This is a genomic window from Chryseobacterium sp. MEBOG06 (assembly GCF_021869765.1).
Taxonomy (GTDB): Bacteria; Bacteroidota; Bacteroidia; order Flavobacteriales; family Weeksellaceae; genus Chryseobacterium.
The window spans coordinates 1-18,431 of record NZ_CP084580.1 but is presented as its reverse complement, the minus strand read 5'-3'; the positions used below and the strand labels follow the sequence as shown (position 1 = coordinate 18,431).

13 protein-coding genes and 1 pseudogene are annotated in these 18,431 nt (G+C 37.6%); 4 read left to right on the top strand and 10 right to left on the bottom strand.

Going from position 1 to position 18,431, the window contains the following annotated elements; all coding sequences use genetic code 11:
- Positions 1–213 precede the first annotated feature (213 nt).
- From LF887_RS00070 to LF887_RS00030, 9 genes are all read right to left on the bottom strand, one after another.
- Positions 214–1,176, bottom strand: coding sequence for a T9SS type A sorting domain-containing protein (locus LF887_RS00070; RefSeq protein WP_236856804.1), 963 nt, complete (start codon positions 1,174–1,176; stop codon positions 214–216).
- Between the two features lie 43 nt (positions 1,177–1,219).
- On the bottom strand, positions 1,220–2,632 hold the full coding sequence (locus LF887_RS00065; RefSeq protein WP_236856803.1) for an outer membrane beta-barrel protein: 1,413 nt from the start codon (positions 2,630–2,632) through the stop codon (positions 1,220–1,222).
- On the bottom strand, positions 2,625–3,191 hold the full coding sequence (locus tag LF887_RS00060) for an RNA polymerase sigma factor (RefSeq protein ID WP_236856802.1): 567 nt from the start codon (positions 3,189–3,191) through the stop codon (positions 2,625–2,627). The genes LF887_RS00065 and LF887_RS00060 overlap by 8 nt, the downstream gene beginning before the upstream one ends.
- A gap of 98 nt (positions 3,192–3,289) precedes the next feature.
- The gene (locus tag LF887_RS00055) at positions 3,290–3,865 is read right to left on the bottom strand and encodes a DUF4840 domain-containing protein (RefSeq protein ID WP_236856801.1); all 576 of its coding nucleotides are present in this window, start codon (positions 3,863–3,865) and stop codon (positions 3,290–3,292) included.
- 224 nt (positions 3,866–4,089) lie between these two features.
- On the bottom strand, positions 4,090–5,505 hold the full coding sequence (locus LF887_RS00050) for an efflux transporter outer membrane subunit (protein WP_236856800.1): 1,416 nt from the start codon (positions 5,503–5,505) through the stop codon (positions 4,090–4,092).
- On the bottom strand, positions 5,492–8,650 hold the full coding sequence (locus LF887_RS00045) for an efflux RND transporter permease subunit (RefSeq protein ID WP_236856799.1): 3,159 nt from the start codon (positions 8,648–8,650) through the stop codon (positions 5,492–5,494). The genes LF887_RS00050 and LF887_RS00045 overlap by 14 nt, the downstream gene beginning before the upstream one ends.
- A gap of 30 nt (positions 8,651–8,680) precedes the next feature.
- Entirely contained in the window at positions 8,681–9,799 is a 1,119-nt protein-coding gene (locus LF887_RS00040) for an efflux RND transporter periplasmic adaptor subunit (RefSeq protein WP_236856798.1), read from the bottom strand.
- A 354-nt stretch (positions 9,800–10,153) separates the two neighbouring features.
- Positions 10,154–10,918 (bottom strand): LytR/AlgR family response regulator transcription factor, encoded by a 765-nt coding sequence (locus LF887_RS00035; RefSeq protein ID WP_236856797.1) that lies wholly within the window; start codon positions 10,916–10,918, stop codon positions 10,154–10,156.
- Positions 10,915–11,973 (bottom strand): sensor histidine kinase, encoded by a 1,059-nt coding sequence (locus LF887_RS00030; RefSeq protein ID WP_236856796.1) that lies wholly within the window; start codon positions 11,971–11,973, stop codon positions 10,915–10,917. The genes LF887_RS00035 and LF887_RS00030 overlap by 4 nt, the downstream gene beginning before the upstream one ends.
- Before the next feature lie 289 nt (positions 11,974–12,262).
- On the opposite strand from LF887_RS00030, the gene LF887_RS00025 reads away from it, so the two are divergent.
- Positions 12,263–13,087, top strand: coding sequence for a universal stress protein (locus LF887_RS00025; RefSeq protein ID WP_236856795.1), 825 nt, complete (start codon positions 12,263–12,265; stop codon positions 13,085–13,087).
- A 207-nt stretch (positions 13,088–13,294) separates the two neighbouring features.
- Here the strand turns inward: LF887_RS00025 and LF887_RS00020 are convergent, their stop codons facing one another.
- The gene (locus tag LF887_RS00020) at positions 13,295–13,555 is read right to left on the bottom strand and encodes a hypothetical protein (RefSeq protein ID WP_236856794.1); all 261 of its coding nucleotides are present in this window, start codon (positions 13,553–13,555) and stop codon (positions 13,295–13,297) included.
- Between the two features lie 346 nt (positions 13,556–13,901).
- Between LF887_RS00020 and LF887_RS00015 the strand changes: the two genes are divergently transcribed.
- The 3 genes and pseudogenes from LF887_RS00015 to LF887_RS24300 all read left to right on the top strand — a co-directional run.
- A complete protein-coding gene (locus LF887_RS00015) occupies positions 13,902–15,233 on the top strand; it encodes a hypothetical protein (protein ID WP_236856793.1) in 1,332 nt (443 codons plus the stop codon).
- Between the two features lie 16 nt (positions 15,234–15,249).
- A complete protein-coding gene (locus LF887_RS00010) occupies positions 15,250–16,428 on the top strand; it encodes a lamin tail domain-containing protein (protein WP_236856792.1) in 1,179 nt (392 codons plus the stop codon).
- Positions 16,429–16,512: 84 nt separating this feature from the next.
- Positions 16,513–16,977: pseudogene (locus tag LF887_RS24300) on the top strand (SpvB/TcaC N-terminal domain-containing protein); the annotation flags it as partial.
- Positions 16,978–18,431: the final 1,454 nt, after the last annotated feature.

The window sequence follows — 18,431 nt, the reverse complement described above, 5'->3', positions numbered from 1 at the left end:
AAGAAGTCAGATGCCGAAAAGAAGAATTTCCATTGGATTTAATTATGATCATTATTTAACAAGGATTAATAAAACACTCTTCATCTGCCGCACTTAAAGTATTAAAAAAAAGTGCTTTGCTCTTCTTCTATTGAACAAGGAACGTTCTTCTTCCGGCACCCGTACTTCCTACCACAATCAAACTTTAAACTTTTCTGAGTTCTGATCTTAATCTTATTTCTTTATAAATCTGTTTTTATATTCAATTCCCTTAGTACTTTTGGAAAGAACAATATAATTTCCCGGTACCAGGTGGCTTACATCAATTGCCTGCTTATACTGATGATCATTTTTTGTCAGAATCAGCTTTCCAGACATATCCATGATCTTAATTTCTTTATATTCTTCATTTTCTTTACCAATGTACAGGAACTGTGCTGTAGGATTTGGATATATTCTCAGTTGATTATCTTTAGCCTTTACTTCTCCTGTTGCCAGATTGCTGCAAAATTCCCAATTTCCGAAGTTGAGCTCTAAAAATGCAAATGGGTCTAACATCTGGCATTGATCCTGACAGTATTCTGTGCAGGCATAAAATCCATATTTTCCAGAAGCTACAGCATTATAGGTGGAGCCTACTACGCCAGGGATTATACAAGGATCATTTCCGGCCGGAGGATTGGCTCCCGGAACACACTTGAACCAAATGTGCTTGCCATATACTGCAGGAAAAATATTTTCAAGTTTTACGGTAGCTCCGTTACATACATTCACCGCTCCCGTGTCTGTCTGTTCATAGGTTCCCGGTGTGAAAGTAGACATCATAGCAGGGAGACCATAGACAAATCCGTCTGCAAAAACGGCAGAACTTTCTGCTGTACAGTCACCTTCTTTAACTATGACTTTAAAATAATTCAGCTGTTCACTGCCATTGACAGTCAGTTGCTGTGATGTGGCTCCCGGAATGGCTACCCAAGGATTGGTATTGGGGGTCTGCCAGGTCCATTCCTGCTTATACCATTGATAGCTTCCATAGCTCTGCGTCGTAGAAAGTATCTCATCTTCCGTATCACAGAACAGGATGGTGGCAGGATATTTCAAACCTAGCCTCGGACTGCTTATTGTCGGGTTACACTGCGCCTTTATATTCAGAAAGCTGAATAATACAAACGCTAAAAGAATTAGTTTTGTTTTCATATATAGATATTTAAGTTGATTTTTATTTAAACATCCTCTACATTCAATCCAGCAGCAATCTGACTCCGAATTTTATATTAAAATGGAGTGGTTTTTCTTTATAAATAGTATTGGGAGCATTGTCTCCTTTGAAGTGATATCCTATTCCCGGCTCTGCATAAATTCCAAATTTATCAATGACTTTCAGCTGAAATCCAATAGCTGTATTCACAGAAAACTGCAGTGGCTTATGCTCCAGTCTTTCCTTGGAAGTTTCTTTTATTTCATCATTAACGATATAATTTGTTGTAATGCTTCCTGACACGGGCTTCTCCAGAAGGGCTCCTCCTGTTACATATCCTGTAAATTGACCCTTTTGCACCACATTATAATTGACCTGAACCGGAATTCCGATATAATGAACAATCTGATCGCCTTTGATATAATTAGCCTCGGTCCCTGAATGGAGTTCGGAAGCAAGCTTTGTATAATTCAGTCCCGTTCCTATCCCCCAATTTTTTCCTAAGTTATAATAAAGGGATAACCCAAAAGTGACCGGTATTTTATGCCTGATCCGTGCTTCTACCGGCTGACTCTGATTGGCAAAAAATATTGCAGTAAGAGGATCATCTGTATATTCAGAGGCGCTCCAAACCTGTTCTGTATTCATTGGTTTACCATCCATAGAGGCATACCCCGGAAACTGCTGTACCGCAGAATTGGAAGAAACATTTCCTGTAAGCATACTCAGCATCCATGATTTTTTCTCCTGAGACTTTTCCGCCTTATTTTTCGAATTTTCAGCATATACTTCTTTTGGCAACTCTTTAAAAAGAACCTCATCTTTTGTCTTTTCTTTGACGGAGTCACTTATATTTTCATTGGCTGAAGCTATTTTCCGAGACTCCGGATATTCATAGGATAACATCGCTATTGTCTCCGGGCTTTTTTCTAATTTTCTTAAGAGTTCATTATTATTAACCTTGTCCTGTCCTTGTTTTTTAAAATTAAGAGCCTTCAAACTGTTTTCCCGGCCCTCTATATTAAAACTGTTTTGCACTAAAGGAAAATCTGAGCTTAAAGGAATAGCTTCCTCTCTATTTGAGTTATTTTGATTTTCTGATTTTCCAGGGGCTGCAATCTTTTCTTCTTCTTTTCTACTATTGGCAGACTTTTGAGAAAGAGTTTTCTGGCTGCTATTGACGGGCAGCATTTTTATAATCAAAAAAAGCAATGCTACTGCTGCAGCAATTCCTCCAACACGATAAAGCCAAGGTTTTTTTCTGCTTTCTATGTTTGCCAACTTTGATTCCACTTCAGTATCATGTTGATTTTCAGAAAATAAACCTACAACTATTGCATTCTTATCTTCTTCGGAAAATAATTCATCTCGGATGTCATCCCACAAACCATCAGGAATATCTTCTTCATGGTCTTCCATTCTGCTTCGCAGGCTATTTAACCATTCATTATTCATATTGTGCTTTTTTTGACATTTTAAACTCTTTTATTTTCAGAACAAGCAATCCTTTTGCCCTGTGAAATTGGGAAGCGGAAGAGTTTTCTGCAATACCAAGGATTCCGGCAATTTCTTTATGGCTCTTTTTCTCAAATACATACAGATTAAAAACAGTTCTATACCCATCCGGCAGTAACCTGATCATTTTCATAATTTCATCCTTGGGAATCTCTTCAAAATCCGGCTCTTCTTCATTGGGGATATCAGGAATATCTTCTACTTCAACTGCTGATTTAAAGTCACCTTTCTGCTGGATATGTTTCAAAGCTTCATTTACAACAATACGGGTGATCCAGGCCTTTAATGAACCATTCCCCCTGTACTCAAAAGACTCTATAGAGCGGAACATCTTGATAAAGCTGTTTTGAAGTACATCATGAACATCCTCTCTTTCAGTGACGTAACGGGAACAGACATAAGTCAGATTTCCGGAATAAGCTCCAAAAAGCTCTTTCCAGGCAGCCTCTTCCTTGTTCAGAAGGTGCTTTACCAAAATCTGTTCTTTAGTTTCTTCCATATACTGCTCCCGTGGCTGTTTGAATACTGATTAAAATTTTCAGGCAAAAATAGATTGCATCTTATAAAGTGCAATCCATTTAGAACCAGATCTATTAATTAATTTTTTATGCAGAATGGAAAATTATAATTAATAATTTCATAAGGTGCTAGTAACGTTCCATCTACCGTTATTTTCTGTGCCGTAAAAGCAAACCTCAGCGAACGGTCCATTCCTACATAAAATCCTTTCTCCTTAGCTTCCAATGTGACCACCGTTTTTTTATTCACTCCGTCCACAGGAATCTGAAACTCGAGTGTTTTAGGGGAAAAAACCAATTCTACAGCATTATTGCCTTTGTTTACTGAAGCGGTGTAGGTAAGGTTATATTTCACTTTTCCTATTGCTTTTATAGCAGCTTCTGTTTTTACCGGATCTTTCACTACCGTTTTTACAATTTCATTGATTGGAAATTCTGCAAAACTTATGGTATCTTTTTTTACTTTAAAATCTTTAACACTCTCTGTTTTGGTGGTTCCCTGTACGATAATAAGCTTTCCTTTGTAATTGCCAAGCATCTCTTCCAGCCTTACCGGCGGAATATCTGGCCCGTCATCATTGCAAGAGTATAAAGTGAATCCTGTAAATATCAGTAGTACGGCTATAAAAAATTGGGGTACTGTAAAGTTTTTCATTGCATTATTTTTTTCGTTAAACATTATTTATTTTAGAGTACTCATCTATATAAATCTCATTTTCCGGAAATCTTGCATGTTTATTAAATAAAAATTCTCATTTTTCCGTAAATAACTGATTTACTGAATGTATTTTTTCATCATTCTTCTGTTACCTTTTTCTTAAATCCAAAAAAGGAAGCTACAATCGTAACTTCCTTTGTGCATTTATTTATTATTTATATTTATTCAACTCCACCGCCAAGCGCGCGATAGAGGTCAACCTCAGCATTCAATCTTTCAAGGGTAACATTTACTGCTTCCAGATCATTCTGAAGCTTATTGTTTTGGGCTGTTATCACTTCCAGATAGGTTGCCATACCGCTCTTATAAAGCTTAAGAGCATCATTGATTCCTTTATCTAAAATGGTTGTTCTCTGTTCCAAAAGCTGTAGTCTTTCGATAGAACCTTTAGATTTTGCCATTGCATCGGATACTTCTCCTACAGCTGTCATCACTGATTGCTTAAAGTTGACAGCCGCTTTTTCCTGCTCAATCAATGCTGTTTCATAAGCTGTCTTCAACTGCTTTTTCTGAAAAATAGGAGCAGCCAGATTGGCGGCAACTGCTTTGGTAATGGATCCCGGAATGTCAAACCATGAGCTGAATTTATTAGAGTTTACTCCAATCTGCGGGCTCAGGCTAATACTTGGATACATCGCCGCTTTTGCCAATCCTGTTTTTGAATTAAGGCTGATGACGTTGAATTCTGCAACTTTCAAATCAGGTCTGCGGCTCAGCAGCTGCGCAGGAAGTCCTTCAGAAAGTTTGTTTTCAGGAATCATCGTTTTCAGGTTTCCTTCTCTTTTTACTTTATCTGGATATTCCCCACAAAGAATACTCAATGCATTCTCCTGAATGGAAATATTCTGTTTTGCCAATGGGATCAGCAATTCGGCAGTTTTCTTCTGTGCCTCGGATTGCTGCACTGCCAATGAGTTGATCTGCCCTGCTTTAAACTGAAGATTCATCATCTTAAGGGTATTATCACTCAGATCAATATTTTGCTCAGCTATTTTTAACTGTTCATCCAGACTTATTAAATTATAGTACGCCTGAGCTACCTGAACAATGATTCTGCTTTTTATAGCATTCAAATTTTCTTTTTGAGCAAAATATTCCGCTGCCGCAGATTCTTTCTGCATTTTAGCTTTCCCCCAGATGTCTACCTCCCAGGAAAGTCTTAGGGCTCCGCTAAAATCATCAATATATTTAGTGCCTACAAACTGCTCATTAAGAGAACCGTTCAACGTATTGGTAGAAGCCCAGCTTCTGGTCGCACCGGCACTGAAATCCAGAGTGGGCATTAGGGAAAGCTTAGCTTGTCTGTAGGCCAGATCCAGCTGTTCTATATTTTTCAGGGCAACATTCACTTCACTATTTCTGGCAAGTGCTTTATCTATTAATCCTATCAATTTAGGATCTTTGAAAAAGGTCTTCCATGGAAGTACTATAGTGTCTCCTGTAACCTGTACCGGTTCTCTATAGGTTTCGGGAACCTGAAGCTCGGTTCTCGTATAAGGTTTCCCCACGGTGCAAGACACCAGAACTGATGCCATTGCGCCTGAAATAAGGAAATTATTTATATTAAATATTCTCATTGGTCAATTGATTTTGTATGACAGGATACTTCTTTTTGGATGAAAATTTCTCATCCAGATACTGGAAGAACATATACAGCACGGGGATTACAAATACTCCTAAAACAACTCCGCTCAACATTCCTATCGCAGCACTTACACTGATTGATTTGTTCCCTGAGGCCATTCCACCTGTAGAAATCATCAGCGGAATCATTCCTACAATGAAGGCAAGAGAGGTCATGATAATGGGACGTAATCTTGCTTTGGCCCCCTCCAGCGCTGAATCCAGAATAGAAAGTCCTGATTTTCTACGTTGTACGGCAAACTCCACAATAAGAATTGCATTTTTGGCCAATAGACCAATAAGCATGATCAATCCTACCTGTACATAGATGTTATTATCTAGTCCAATCGCTTTAATTCCTAAAAATGCTCCTACTATTCCTGTCGGAATGGACAGCATCACCGCCAAAGGAAGGATATAGCTTTCATACTGTGCGGCAAGAAGCAGATAAACAAAAAGCAGACATAATCCAAGGATCACAATGGTCTGGCTTCCTGCTGATTTTTCCTCTAAGCTTAATCCTGTCCATTCATAGCTGTAATCAGAAGGAAGTTTATTGAAGACAGGCTCAATTTTATCCATTAAGGCTCCGTTACTTATTCCCGGTTTAGGTACTACATTGATGTTTAATGAATTATAAAGATTATATCGTTGTACAGATTCTGGTCCGTATACTTTTTTCAATGTAATCAGCGTACTGGCAGGAACCATTTCTCCTTTATCATTCTTCACAAAAATATCGTTGAATGCCTGTTCATCCATTCTGAAAACACCGTCGGCTTTTATATTGACTCTATAGAATTTTCCAAATCTTGAGAAATTCTGAGACTGATCACCGGAAAAATAAGTCTGTATAGATCCTAAAAGACTGGAAATGCTAACTCCCAACTGCTTTGCTTTATCTTCATTCACTTCCAGCTCAAGCTGAGGATAATCTGCTCTAAACATGGTATAAGCATAGGCTACTTCCGGAACTTTCATCAGCTGTCCGATTACATCATCAGCCTTCGCTTTAAGAACCTGAGGATCTCTACCCATACGGTCCTGAAGCACTATTTCTGCATCATTGGTCACTCCATATCCTTCTACCGGAGGCATTCTGAAGCTCATTACACTTCCTTCTTTGATCACGGAGAGTTTTCCATTCACAATCTCCATGATTTCATCAATATTCTGAACGGCTCCTCTTTCTTTTTTAGGTTTCAATTTTACAAACCCCATCGCATATGCAGGCCCTGCACTATTACTCAACAGGTTGAATCCTGTAATGGATGTATTTTCCTGAACAGCGTCTACCGTTTTTAAAATCTCATTGATCTTGTTAGACACCTCAGTTGTTTTTGTTAATCCTGTTCCAGGTGGCATACTTAATGAGTAGATGAAGAATCCATCATCTTCCATAGGAACAAAACTTTTGGTGGTGCTTGACATTAACCATGCTGAAAGCCCTATAATTCCTACGACTAACCCTGCGGCGATCCATTTTCGTCCAATTAAAAATCTTACTCCTTTCGCATAACGCTCGGTCATATTATTGAAACCCGCATTGAAAGCAACAGAGAATCGTTTTCCGAATCCTTTAGGTTTTCCTCCTTCTTCTGCATGGTGATTTTTCAAAAATACAGCACACAAAGCTGGTGTTAAAGTAAGAGCGTTCACCGCAGAAATAATAATTGCAATAGCCAATGTATAGGCAAACTGCTTGTAGAAAAGGCCTGCGGAACCTGACATAAATCCGATAGGAATAAATACGGCAGACATTACCAGAGTAATGGATATAACGGCTCCTGTGATTTCGCTCATCGCTTTATGGGTAGCCTCTCTTCCGGAAAGATCTGTCCCTTCCATGTTGCTATGCACAGCCTCTACAACCACAATGGCATCATCGACAACAATACCGATTGCCAATACCAGGGCAAAAAGGGTTAGTACATTAATAGTAAATCCAAGCACCAGCAGGAAGAAGAAGGTTCCAATAATCGCTACCGGAACTGCAATTGCCGGAATGATAGTAGACCTGAAATCCTGCAAAAAGATAAATACTACAATAAATACAAGGATAAAGGCTTCTATCAGGGTAGATTTCACCTGTCCTGTAGCTTCATCCAGTCTTTCTTTGGTACTCATCACTTTGGTATATTTAATACCGGGAGGGAAGGATTTCGACAACTGATCAATGGCTTTATTGACTCCTATTTCAATTTCGTTGGCATTGGAGCCTGTAGTCTGCATAATGGCCACCGTAACCGCATTCTTACCATTGGAAAGGTTATCTCCACTGTTATTGATGGATCCGAATTCTACACGGGCCACATCTTTAAGTCTTATCACATTGGTTCCGTCATTTTTAACAACTATATTTTCATATTGTTCCGGTTTATTCTTTTTTCCTTTATATCTTATTACATACTCCAGCGCTGCATTAGATTCCTCTCCTAATTTTCCTGGTGCGGATTCTAAACTGTGGTCTGCAATGGCATTGGAAACATCTGATGGCTCAAGTCCATAGGAAGACATCTTCTGCGGATTCAGCCAGATTCTCATTGAGTAATCTTTCACCCCGAAAATCTGTGCCTGCCCTACTCCTTTTACCCTTTTGATTTGCGGAATAAGGTTGATGTTGGCATAGTTCTGCAGAAAGGTTTCATCATACTGTTTATTATCTTCGGTATAAATATTGAAAATCAGCACCATACTGTTCTGCTGCTTGGAGGTTGTGAGCCCCATCCTTACCACTTCCTGAGGAAGAATAGGAGTAGCCTGCTGTACACGGTTTTGTACGTTTACTGCAGCCTGGTCAGCATTCACTCCCTGTTTGAATATCACAGAGATAGTAAATGTCCCATCATTACTCGCTGTGGATTTCATATAGCTCATGTCTTCCACCCCATTGATCTGCTCTTCTAAGGGCGTTACTACAGAACGGATCACTGTCTCACTGTTTCCTCCCGGATAAGACCCTGAAACGGTTATCGTAGGTGGAGAAATGTCGGGAAATCTTGTTACCGCCAGCTGGTTTAATCCTATAATTCCCAAAATGACAATGATAAGGGATATTACCGTTGCCAGTACCGGGCGGTCTATTATCTTTTTTAACATTTTTAAATTTTCTTAAGAATGATTATAAAACTATTTTGAAGGCACCACTTTGGCCACAACCAGAGCTCCGTCTGTAAGTGCATCAATTCTATTGACCGCAATCTTATCTCCGGCATTCACGCCTTCTTTTACAAAGTAATCTTCGGATGTACTTCCTGAGATTTTAATCTGAGCCATCTTCACCTTATCCTTTCCTTCCAGCTTATATACAAAAAATTTATCCTGAATATCTTTCACGGAAGTCTTCGGAAGTTTGATCACTCCGTTCAAAGCATTATGAATCATTACTCTGGCCGTTCCTCCTGCTCTCAACAGTTTATCCGGATTCTGGAAAACCGCTTTCATCTGAATACTTCCTGTACTTCTGTCAAAGTTTCCACTGGCATTTTCAAGTTTTCCATTTAAAGAATACGTGGAACCGTCTGCCAGGATCAATTCTACATTTTCTGCATTATTTCCTGACACGGCTGCTCTTCTATGTGCAATAAAGTCGGCTTCATTCATGGAGAAATAAACATTCACCGTGTTTATGCTTGAGAGGATCGTCAACGGAGAAGTATCAGTAGGGCTGATGAGGTTTCCGATTCTATTGGGAATTCTCCCGATATATCCGCTTACAGGTGCTTTGATATAGGTAAAGTTAGCATTAATCTTTGAGGAACCTAATGAAGATTGTGCCTGTGCAACCTGTGCAGAAGCCGATTTATAACTAGCCTGTGCTGTTTTCAGCTGCATATCAGACACTACTTTTCCTTCTACAAGAGGTTTAAGTTTTTCAACTTCCAGTCTCGCTGTTTCCTGAGCGGCCTGAGCAGCTTTCAGTCCTGCTTCATTGGTATTCACCTGTTCATTGTATACTGAAGGATTAATTCTGAATAGCGTCTGTCCTTTATTAACATATTGTCCTTCTTTAATATATACTGCTTCCAGATATCCTGTTACCTGAGCTTTGATATTCACATTATCCTGGCCTTCAATACTTCCCGGATAACCCGTAGCTACATCTGCGTCTCCTGATTTCATCTGGATGAAGTCTGTAGGAAGTGCCTGCATCTGCTGGGCATTTTCCTGGCCGTTTCCGGAACCGCAAGAATAAAGTATTGCTGCTGCGGTGAGTGAAAGAACCCAATATCCCTTTCTGTAGTTCATAACATTTGCTTTTAAATTTTACACTGCAAAATAACTTCATCTATTAAGGATATTCATCCGGAAATCTGGTGAAGCGTAATTAATCGCAGGTGAAGCGTATGACAGGAAAAATGAAAGGAAAAGGGAATTTTAGTCTGAAATTTTACTGATTTTTGTTTTTTTGACAGGGCTAAAAATGGAAAGAGGACGGCGAAAATCGCAGAGCAGCAAAGTATCTTATTTATATGATGTTTAAGACACAAGAAAATCAGAGATTTCAAGTAGTCTCTTTTTTGGTCGTGGATGTACGAATAATAAAGGTTTTGTACATCTCTGGCAAATGTAGTTTTATCTTCCGTGTTCTTATTTATCTCATTAATAATCCATCCAGGATTTGAATGTGGAAGCTTTTTCACGACTTACAATAACCTCCATTTCAGGCTGTTTACGAAGTTCCAGTTTAAGTTTTCCGTTAAAATGGTTAGAAATCTGTTTTACAGAGTCAATATGAATGATAAACTGCCTGTTCGCCCTAAAAAAAGATTTAGGATCTAACTGTTTTTCAAGTTCTTCAAGAGTTTGCGGAACATTTTCAACAATTCCGGTGGCCAGCATTGCTTTGCTCATTCCAAGTTCTGTATAGAAGTATAAAATGTCTTCAGCCAGAACGGTTTTATAACCATCCCGATGGGCAATAAGAAATCGCTTTCTGTAATCTTTAGGCTGGATATAATTCAGAAGTCCTTCAATCGCTGTTCCTACGAATGGCACTGTTTCTATAAAGGTTTCGTAGCGTCTGAGGGCAATATCAAGCTCTTCTTCTTCCACGGGTTTCAGGAGATAATCTATGCTGTTGTATTTAAATGCCTGAACTGCATATTCATCATATGCGGTTGTGAAAATCACAGGACTTCTTACCTCAAACTTATTAAAAATTTCGAAGCTTAAGCCATCTGCCAAACGTACATCCATCATGATCATATCAGGTGCCGGATTATTTTCAAGCCAATTAACGGATGAGGTAATGGAGTCTTCTACAGCTACAATTTCTGCGTTGGGTCTCAGTTTTAGCAAAAGTCTTTTCAGCCTGTCTGCATTGGGCTTTTCGTCTTCGATGATTAAAATTTTATTAAGCTTCATATCAGGGGAAGTTTTACGATAAATTGATTTTCAGTTTGTTCTATGATGGGTTTTGTGTATCCGAGGATCTCATAACGTGTAATAATATTGGTGAGCCCTACTCCTGAGGAATCAGGTTTATTAATCAGTGGTAAAACGCTGTTGGAAACAACCAGTTCTTTAGTGGGAAGTGTGTATACTTTTATTTTTAATGGATTTGCTTTTGAGGTCTGATTGTGTTTAATGGCATTTTCCACCAGTAGCTGCAGTGATAAGGGAAGGGTATACATTGGTTTGTATTCTTCTTCAATGTCAATGGTAAAGATAACTCCCTCTCCTATTCTTTTTTCGATTAAAAAAATATAAGAATCTAAAAATTTGAGCTCTTCCTCTAAAGCGATGATGTCTTTTTTGGAATTAACGAGAAGATAGCGATACACTCTGGCAAATTTTTCTGAGTATTCATATCCTAGCTGCTGGTCCTCCAGGATAAGCTCAGATAAAACACTGAGGTTGTTAAAAATAAAATGGGGATCTATCTGTAATTTAAGAGCCTGAAGTTCTGCTGCCATTGCTGCCTGTTTGTGTTTTGACGCTCTCAGTTTATGCTGAGCCGCTTCTACTGCTGTTTTTTTCCAGTTAGCCAAAAGGTAATCTACGGTATTAAAAGCACTGATAATAAGAGATATAATAATATTAGTTGCCACCCACTGTCCCAATAAAGTATATTCTTTCCGGGAATCCATCTCCGGCAGGCTTTCAGATGTACTTTCGATAATGAAATTAATAACAATTACCATAAGGATACTCCCAATGATCTGAAGACTTCCCTGGATCAATAGCCTTTTTATGGTTCTGTTTCTCCAGGGAAGCAGCCTGTTGAGGATTCCATCAATAGAAATACTGACCTCGGAAATGATAACTGAGAAGAAAAACACCCACAATAAATCTTCTACAATGGTTTGCCAGGGCGACTCAAAATAGCCTTCCCAATGGGGATCAAACGGATTGATCAGATAGGAAAAAACACAGAAAGTGATGATGGCCACCGTCCAGATCACCAGTCTTCTCTTCATGGTAGAGAGTATTTTTTTATTCCGTACTATTTTTTTCCTGATTTTCGAAATCCTGTTCATATCCGGGGATTTATGATTGTAAATATAGAAATAGATTTTATATGGCACTCCCGCCTTTTAAACGAGACCGCTAAAACCATGTTTGAAACGTTAAATAGAAGACTTAAAATGAATTCTAACGTTTCATCACCTGAAAACGACATTTCATCATCGTTTTATGCAATATCACATTGTTTTTTACAGAAGATAAACCCTTCTATGATAGTTTTGCAGTATCAAATCCGGTACAATGAAAGTAATAATTGTCTGCACAGATTTTTCCCGGGAAGCTGAAAATGCCATTCATTATGCAGCGTCTCTGGCTAAGGAAAATAAATATAGTATCCTTCTTTTCAACCTACAAACGATTTCTATTCATGCTCTGAATGCTCAGGCGTCTGCAGATTTTTTCTACTCTCAGACGATTAAAAATCAAAAGAAAATGGAAGATAAAGTGACCGAGATCAATACCGTATATGCTATTAAAGCAGAATATTACCTGGCTTCCGGTAATTTTATAGAAGAACTGGAAAAATGTATTGGTACCCACGACTGTAGTTTTATAGTGATGGGAATGGCAGATAAAACTCTTGAACAAAGACTTTTAGGAAATACTGTTACGAAGGCTGTTCATCAAATCAAAAAACCTGTCTTAATTGTTCCTTCCCATATAGAATACACTGGAATAAGCAAAATCCTTTTTGCTTATGAAACCCACAAAAGCATGACCTGGTCAGCCATGAATGATCTCTATTATTTCGTAAAGGAGTTTAATTCTGATATTGAGATCTTCAATGTAAGTGAGAATCTGGAAGACTTTGCAGAGGTAATTCATGATACTGATCTCAACTCCGTATATGATATGAATGATATTAAATACAGTTTTAAAATGGTTAAAGCCATAGAGATAATCAAAGCTATTGAAGAGGAAATCAGGTTAACCAATCCGGATCTCCTGACAATGGTTCCTTTTCAGTACAATCTTCTGGAGTCTATTTTTCACAGAAGTAAAACCTCTATTATGACTTATAAAAATAAAATTCCTTTATTGTCAATTCCCCTAAACACAGATTAAGAATCAATAAAAATCTTTATCATTTGAATTATCCTTTTTGCCCATAAAGACTAAATTTTACACTTAATCTTGTTTAACATGACCGGGAAATATTTCCTGGTCATGTTTTTTATTACTAATATTCTAGAAAACCTTTCTGTATGTTTTCGAACAATGAAAAACTACCTGAAGATGGTTAAAAATATCAGCGAAATCTTTTTGACATTTTCATGTTTGCCCTACTTTAACAAAGTCAGAAGTTGCTTCAATGTATTCTATTCCACTATCAGAATTTACTACATACTTATCTCCGTTTTTCGAATAGTGTTTCCCCATCAGAGACTTCTCAACAAGATCATCTATTTGTGTAAAAGGGCTCATTACACCAAATTCCAGTGATTCGAAATAGTCATCTTCATTATATTTAAACTTAAGAGATTCTAAATCTTTTCTAGATAGAAATTTTTTAACATACGATAAATATCCCATCACTAAGAAAAAATTTCCATAAAATCGGGAATTTAGAGTTAAAAAACAGAACTAAAATTCCAAAAATCATAAACAAAGATAAACTGGGAAAATGGATTTTCCACAAGATTTGAGCTGAGGAAAATATTTAGCCTCATTATAAAATGATGACCGTAACAAAAAAATAACAAACATCTTGTGAAATATTTTTCCTGAATTAATAATTTTGATTAATTTTGCCCCCGTTAAGGGAAGGAAAACGATTAAGAGTTTATTAAAGTTAAACCGAAAGAACAGGCCTATTATTCAGTAGTAGCAACCTACCTTCCCTTTTCTTTTAAAAAAAACACTAATTTCCACGAACTTTATGGTTTCTAGAAAACGATTTTTGCAACTTTCAGCGTTGAGTGCTGGTTCGTTGCTTATTCCTTCCTTCTTTTTTTCAAAAAGCACCTTAAGTCCGCAAAATTTCCTGACAAATGACGACATCAATACTCTTCTCAAGAGTGCTAAGACGTTTTGCAAGGAGAAAAAATGGGCAAAGGCAAAAGGAAAGTATGAACAGATAATATCCAGCCGTCCTCAGGAGGTAAGAGCTTATGATGGGTTACGGCGATGTATTTTTCAAAAACCCAAACAGGAATCCGCTTATCTCCAGATTTTGGAAACAGCGGTTCAACAGTATCCTGAGAATAAAGAACTGAAGCAAAGGCTATATAGCCAGTATATAAAAATAGCTACAGGAAATAAAAAGGTCAGTAGGTTGAAGAATAAAAATCTTCTTTCTGTAGCACAAAATAAACTTTCCGAACTTGCTTTGCAGCACCCTGATGATAAATGTTTACAGCATCAACTTGCAAAGGTAAATAAGCTGATTTCTTTCAATGCCGGTGATCTTCATCATAAAAAGAACACCAATATAAAACAGCTTCACAAACAAAATCAAAAACTTTTCAAGGCACGGTTTGATCTTTTAACCAATGATCAGCTCTCTACGAAACTTACTCAGCTTAAGAATAAGCCCTATAAAAAGGAAAGAGAGAATCATATCAGGGAACTCTATCTTATTCTTATCAAAAGAAATATAAAAAGCAATGGCTCCGATCAGGCAATTGTACTTGCCAAAGAGTATCATAGTCTATATCCTAAAGATCGGTCAGCGGTTTATTGGATCAGAAGACTTGGTAAACAAAAGAGAGATTTCCAAACGCTGCTGGCCATGGAGGAAAAAAATCACACTGTAAGACAGAATTTCTGGAGTGCCGCTTCATATTATAATGCCGCTAAAAAATCTCAGCCTTCGAATTCATCAAAACTTCAGCTACTTCTTTCTGATATGGAACAAAAGAAAACGGATGAGAATCAAGAGTTTATTCTACAATGTAAAAAAATAGATTTCTACCTGCTGCAAAATCAAACCACGGAGGCTGAAAACAAACTTAATGTTTTGCTGAAGACAAAAGCAGGAATTAAAAACACTTCTATTATAGATTCAGTTAATACTTTAGTGATAAGATACTTGAAGAAAACTAGTCAGGAAAATATAACACAGAAATACCTCTATCTGGTAATAAATGCAAAGGATCTCACAACAAGTTCAGATTCCTGGGAGCAAAAAATTGCACAGCTTAACCAAAACAGAAATTTTTCCAAATCCATTTATATTGAGAAACTTCAAAAGTATTTAAATAAAGTATAATTTCTCCTAACTAACCATGAAAAAACAATTATTTGGAGGGATATTTCTATTATTACCTCTTTTATCATCTGCTCAGCTAATCATCACTGAGGTCTACAGAGATACGCCTTATTCGGAATACATAGATATCAACTATGGTCCATATCAAAATCCTAGCCCTGATTTGTTTGAAAAGCTAAGAAAAAGACATCGTGGGGAATTCATTGAAATTTTTAATGCCAGCGACACCGATTTAAATCTTAAAGACTGGAAGTTAAGGGATAATGAAGGAAGTTTTGATCTGCCGGACAAAATAATAAAGTCCGGACAATTTATGGTTGTGGTTGCAAACAATAATTCCGGAGGGGACTATTTTCCAACTTTTTTTTCAACGACACAAGGTAAGGAGGACCAAATTATCTATCAGAATGTCATTAAGTTAAGTAATACAGACGAAAGTATTGCTCTGATAGCCAAAACAGTTGCTGGTCACAATATAAGCCAGGAATATGTTGCTTCCGGAGTTTCTTTCCAACAGGAAGGCAACAATATGGGGATTTCTGCAGGATTTGATGCTGTCGCCAACCCAAGTATATTTTATGAGGTAAAAGACTGGCAGTATGATTTTAATACACCTCAATTCCCTAACCCATTGGTAGCTACTATTAAACCTCCCATTAAACCGCTGGAGGACTATGTAGGAAATATTTTAGCTCAGAATTATGATATTCTCACATGGGATTCAAACGCCGGAGATCTGATAGATAATAAATGTAATATTGATATTCCTTATATTTCTCAATCTTTTAATGTGGGGCCAACTTCAGGAAGTAAAAAGTTCAATTTTGATGAAGCCGGTAACAGCTCAGCTTTAAACACGGGTGTCTTAAAGACCATTTCAGAATTATCTGACCAATCTGCAGAAAATAAAAATACGGGAGATCATCTGGAACAAATCAAAATGGCAATCCAGCTGTCTCCAAACCCTACTTCAGATATTGTGAACGTAAGTATTACAGGTATTGCCCAAGGAAAAGTAACTTCTGTTCAGGTATTCAGTGGTACAGGAGCTCTTCTTTTTACCAAAAATAATTTACAGGATTCTTCAAATTTTAACTTCAGTTTCAGCTTAGGAAACCAGATAACGGGAGTATATGTAGCCAACTTTACATTGAACACCGGACAACTTGTAGGTAAAAACATTTTGAAACGCTAATAAAAAAATCATAATGCGCCATAGCATACCCGCTCATGGCCTTTACTATCATAATAATATCTATAAGATCATAATCAGTTTCGTATGATAAAAAATATAAAATTTCTTGGAGTTGTTACGCTTCTATTTTTAGCACAATTTGTGCGGGCTCAGCAGGCAACTTCCGTATCTCTTGAATATAATACTTCAGGATATAAAGAAAATCAATCTAATTCTTCAAAGAACATTCCGGCAGACTACAGTCTTATTCCTTCTGTAAAATCAGAAATGTCTGTCAGCGAAGGAGGATCACTTACTTACACCGTTCCTGTGGAAACCTTAAAAGGGCTGAATAATTTTCAACCTAATGTAGCCTTGGCTTACAGCAGCCAGGGAGGAAACGGAAATGCCGGATGGGGATGGAACTTAGCAGGCCTGTCTATCATAAGCAGAGGAGGAAAAAGTAAGTATCTGGATGGAATTACAATAGGACCGCAATTTAATGAAAATGATCCTTTTTACCTGGATGGACAAAGATTATTAAAAAAATCTGATACAGAATACATTACCCAAAATTCTTCTAAGATAAAGATCACTAAATCTTCCGGAAGTTCTAGTTTTACTGTTCAATACACTGATGGGAAAATAGCCTGGTATCAAGAGCTTTCCCCGGGACAGCATTATGTGGTGAAAATCTCAGACTCATTTGACAATGAGATCCACTATACCTATACTGTTACGAATAACACTCCTAAGCTGGATAAAATTTCCTACGGAGGCACCAATGCAAATACGGACAAATTTTATCTAAAGGTTCTATACAAAGACCGTAAAAAGATTGCAATAATCTATAGAAACGGACAACAATACATTAACAGCAAACTTATTTCTGAAATCATTACCGGATCTACCTATGCCGGAGATTACAGAAAATATACTTTTAATTATGACTTTATAGATTCTGACAGTAATGAAAGATTACGTACAATTAATGTATACAATGAAGCAGGAGAAAGCCTTAGACCACTGAATTTCAACTATAATTCTCCCAATTCCACAGGTATTGCTGAGGTAACGAAACGTCAGCTTGCTACTACTCCAGCAAGTACACACAGATTAGGAGATGTTACTGCCGGAAATATTTACAACAACAGCGGAAATGATGTTTTTTATGTTTCAGCTACGGTTACAGATTTTAGAAGCGGACCTTCTGGTGGGTTTGGCGGGCCTCCTCCCCCTCCTCCAGAGCCGGGAAGCATCAGAAATCCTATATTTTACCTTAACAGTCCATATGGTCCTATAACTCCGGCCACTTATGTCAATGCTCATACGAGAATCTTTACGGGAAAAACATTAATTAATGATAGTAAGATTACAACCAACGATCAGCTAATCATTGTCAATACACTTTCCAAAACAAATGAATCTCAACAGGGGTTAATAGAAATCAAAGATTTAAAAACCGGAAAAACTAAAGTATTAACAGGGGGACCATCTATTCCTTGGGTGACTGGTGGGTTTCAGGGGCAGCCAACCCATACTACACCTCCTAGAATAGCACAAAAAATGTTTATTTCGGGAGATTTTAATAATGACGGGCTTTTCGATCTTATATACATCAGCGGAACTACCCAGGCTAATCAAAAACTATACTTATATGAGGTAGGTAAAGAAACCGGAGATATCATTACAAGAAAAGAGTTTGCTGTAACTTCTTTACTGCTTACAGAAGACAATTACAGACTTTTGGAAATGGACGGCGACGGGGTTCCGGAAATCATGATTATCTCCGGAAACCAATACGGCATTTACAAGATCAATACAACCGATATGACTATAAAGCCTTTTGGAGATATCGCCGGACAGTCTTCTGCCAACATTTTAAATGACCTTAGCTACGACAGTAGCGGAAATCTTATTACTCCAATTCTGTTGGGGGACTTTAACGGAGATGGACTTACCGACTTTGTAACTCCTAAGATTGTATTCAATACCGTGAGTCCTTTCTCAAAATTACGGCCTAT

Coding starts and splice junctions, on each gene's coding strand:
- LF887_RS00040 (WP_236856798.1), bottom strand. CDS start 9,799: ATGAACTACAGAAAGGGATATTGGGTTCTTTCACTCACCGCAGCAGCA.
- LF887_RS00070 (WP_236856804.1), bottom strand. CDS start 1,176: ATGAAAACAAAACTAATTCTTTTAGCGTTTGTATTATTCAGCTTTCTG.
- LF887_RS00035 (WP_236856797.1), bottom strand. CDS start 10,918: ATGAAGCTTAATAAAATTTTAATCATCGAAGACGAAAAGCCCAATGCA.
- LF887_RS00055 (WP_236856801.1), bottom strand. CDS start 3,865: ATGAAAAACTTTACAGTACCCCAATTTTTTATAGCCGTACTACTGATA.
- LF887_RS00050 (WP_236856800.1), bottom strand. CDS start 5,505: ATGAGAATATTTAATATAAATAATTTCCTTATTTCAGGCGCAATGGCA.
- LF887_RS00065 (WP_236856803.1), bottom strand. CDS start 2,632: ATGAATAATGAATGGTTAAATAGCCTGCGAAGCAGAATGGAAGACCAT.
- LF887_RS00010 (WP_236856792.1), top strand. CDS start 15,250: ATGAAAAAACAATTATTTGGAGGGATATTTCTATTATTACCTCTTTTA.
- LF887_RS00025 (WP_236856795.1), top strand. CDS start 12,263: ATGAAAGTAATAATTGTCTGCACAGATTTTTCCCGGGAAGCTGAAAAT.
- LF887_RS00045 (WP_236856799.1), bottom strand. CDS start 8,650: ATGTTAAAAAAGATAATAGACCGCCCGGTACTGGCAACGGTAATATCC.
- LF887_RS00015 (WP_236856793.1), top strand. CDS start 13,902: ATGGTTTCTAGAAAACGATTTTTGCAACTTTCAGCGTTGAGTGCTGGT.
- LF887_RS00020 (WP_236856794.1), bottom strand. CDS start 13,555: ATGGGATATTTATCGTATGTTAAAAAATTTCTATCTAGAAAAGATTTA.
- LF887_RS00030 (WP_236856796.1), bottom strand. CDS start 11,973: ATGAAGAGAAGACTGGTGATCTGGACGGTGGCCATCATCACTTTCTGT.
- LF887_RS00060 (WP_236856802.1), bottom strand. CDS start 3,191: ATGGAAGAAACTAAAGAACAGATTTTGGTAAAGCACCTTCTGAACAAG.